The sequence below is a fragment of the Stenotrophomonas sp. HMWF003 genome (assembly GCF_003061285.1).
GTDB classification, from domain to species: domain Bacteria; phylum Pseudomonadota; class Gammaproteobacteria; order Xanthomonadales; family Xanthomonadaceae; genus Stenotrophomonas; species Stenotrophomonas maltophilia_AP.
This window is the reverse complement of sequence record NZ_QAIW01000352.1, coordinates 1-2,023: the sequence shown is the minus strand read 5'-3', so window position 1 is coordinate 2,023 and position 2,023 is coordinate 1. Positions and strand designations below refer to the sequence as shown.

Annotated in this window: 1 protein-coding gene and 2 pseudogenes; all 3 read right to left on the bottom strand. The window is 69.6% G+C overall.

What is annotated here, in order from left to right; all coding sequences use genetic code 11:
* Positions 1–235: pseudogene (locus DBR34_RS23190) on the bottom strand (hypothetical protein); the annotation flags it as partial.
* Between the two features lie 14 nt (positions 236–249).
* Positions 250–1,854, bottom strand: a complete 1,605-nt coding sequence (locus DBR34_RS14175) for an ATP-dependent DNA ligase (RefSeq protein ID WP_128097269.1) — start codon at positions 1,852–1,854, stop codon at positions 250–252.
* A pseudogene (locus DBR34_RS14170) lies at positions 1,851–2,023 on the bottom strand (DNA ligase-associated DEXH box helicase); the annotation flags it as partial. The pseudogene DBR34_RS14170 and the gene DBR34_RS14175, both read right to left, overlap by 4 nt.

Sequence of the window (2,023 nt, the reverse complement as noted above, 5' to 3'; positions counted from 1 at the left end):
GCATTGAGCGCCCCGCGCCCGGCACCGGCTTGCGCGCGCGTCCACCCGCCGGCGCCGGGCGCGGGGCGCTCAATGCCTGCAGCAACGGGCCACCGAACACGGCCAGGGTCTTGCCGCTGCCGGTGGGCGTGTGCAACAGCCCGGAGGCGCCCGACAGATACTGGCGCCACACGTTTTTCTGGAAGGGCAACGGTGCCCAGCCGCGGCTGGCAAACCACGCAACCAGCCGCGCCATCGCCTCGCGCCGCGTCACCGCGCCAGGGCCTGCAGCTGGGCCAGCGTATCGGCCTCGCTGGCCGGCTTGTCCCGACGCCAGCGCAGGATGCGCGGAAAGCGCACCGCGATACCGGATTTGTGCCGCGTACTACGGTTGACCGCTTCAAAGCCCAGTTCGAACACCTGTTCGCCGCGCACGCTGCGCACCGGCCCGAAACGCTCCACGGTGTTGGCCCGTATCCAGCGATCGAGTGCGAGGATTTCCGTGTCGTCCAACCCGGAGTACGCCTTGGCGACGGGCACCAGCGTGTCCCCGTTCCACACCCCGAAGGTGTAGTCGGTGTAGAGCGTGCTGCGCCGGCCATGCCCGGCCTGCGCGTAGATCATCACCGCATCGATGGTGAGGGGATCGATCTTCCACTTCCACCAGTCGCCGCGCCGGCGGCCGCTCTGGTACAGCGAATCGTGGCGCTTGAGCATCAGCCCTTCCACGCCGCGCTCGCGTGCCTGCGCGCGTTGCGCCGCCGCGTCGGGCCAGTCGTTGGCCGCCAGCGTGGGCGAGAGCACGATGTGCGGATCGTCCAGTGTCTGCAGCAGGGCCGCCAGGCGTGCGCGTCGGGCGTGCAGGGGCTGCGTGCGCAGGTCCTCGCCGTCGATCTCGAGCAGGTCATAGGCGAGCACGCGCACCGGCGTGTCGCGCAGTGTCTTCGGCCCGGGCTTGCGACGCTGGATGCGTGTCTGCAGCGCGGTGAACGGCAGCGGCTGCACATCGCCGTCGCGCCAGGCCAGCAGCTCGCCATCGATCACGCAGCCATCGGGCAGCGCCATGGCCGCTGCTTCGATTTCCGGGAAACGTCCGTCCAGGCGTTCTTCGCCGCGTGACCACAGCGCGGCCTCGCCCTTGCGCCGCAGCAGCTGCAGGCGGATACCGTCCCACTTCCATTCCAGTACCCAGTCGGTGATCGGCCCGAGGCTCTCGACCTCGGCTTCCAGCGGCGAGGCCAGGAAGAAGGGATATGGCTGCTGGCGGTCTTCCGGGCGCTCCTGCGGCGACAGCAGCGCGGCGAGCAGCCCGGGGGAGGGGACCCACTCGCCGAGCATGCGCTGCGCGATGCGTGCGATGTCGATGCCGGACAGTTCGGCCAACGCCTGCTGCACCAATCGCTGCGAGACGCCCACACGGAGTGCGCCGGTGAGCAGCTTGTTGAACACCAGGCGTTCATCGGCCGGCAGCTGCCGCCAGCCGTCCAGCACCGCGGCGTGGCGCACCGGTTCGGGCTGGTTGGCTACCGCCAGCAGATGCGTTTCGATCCATTCGGCCAGGGGCCGGTCCGGGCTGCGTTCGAGGGGGTCATCCAGCAGCAGGGTCAGGGTTTCGGCGAGGTCCCCCACTTGTTCGTAGCTGTCTTCCACCAGCCAGGGCGGCAATCCGGACGCATCGCTGATCCACGCGCGCAGTTCACCGCTGGCGGCGATCTTGCGGCGCGCGCCGCCAACCTTGCCGCCGCTGAGCAGGTACAGCGCCCACGCGGCATCGTGCGGGCGCGCATCGCGGAAATAGGCAACCAGCGCGGCACGCTTGTCGAGCGTGGCGGTGCTGCGGTCCAGGCGCTGGTAGAGGGCTGCGAAGGCCTTCATTCCTCGCTCCCGAAATCGGTGCGGAACGCTTCGGCGGCGATGCCCCGTTCGCGCAGGAAAGGAATCAGCGCATCGGTGTTGCCGTGAGTGGCGATCACCCGGCGCGCGCCGGTCTCGGTGATGGTCTGCAGCAGGGCCGGCCAGTCGGCATGGTCGGATACCACGAAAC

Coding starts and splice junctions, on each gene's coding strand:
- DBR34_RS14175 (WP_128097269.1), bottom strand. CDS start 1,854: ATGAAGGCCTTCGCAGCCCTCTACCAGCGCCTGGACCGCAGCACCGCC.